Below are 313 nucleotides of genomic sequence, written 5' to 3' on the forward strand. Positions count from 1 at the left end.
TCAGACGTTTTCTGTAAAGGGTGGAAGTGGCATTCGAGTCACAGCATTAAGCGGCACACGAGAGCTGGTTGTGGCGCTAAACAACGCAGATGCAGCAACACTTGGCGGTCAAGCGTCAAGCTACTTCTCGCCCGCTACTCACCTTCACGATGACCGCTACCTCAAGCTCCAGGCTCAAGGCGGTGATTACTACACGAAGGCTCAGGTGGATGGAAATATCACTGCGGCTATCGACGCACTGATTGGCGGCGCGGGATCAGCCTATGACACCCTGAAGGAGCTAGAGACTGCTCTTAATGACAGTGATAGAGAT

Annotated in this window: 1 protein-coding gene; it reads left to right on the top strand. The window is 53.4% G+C overall.

Annotated elements, in window-relative coordinates:
- On the top strand, positions 1 to 313 hold a 313-nt coding region (locus R0J92_RS22230), incomplete at both ends, for a hypothetical protein (protein WP_411053248.1).

Origin of the sequence: Tritonibacter sp. SIMBA_163 (assembly GCF_046535935.1) — a bacterium.
GTDB classification, from domain to species: domain Bacteria; phylum Pseudomonadota; class Alphaproteobacteria; order Rhodobacterales; family Rhodobacteraceae; genus Epibacterium; species Epibacterium scottomollicae.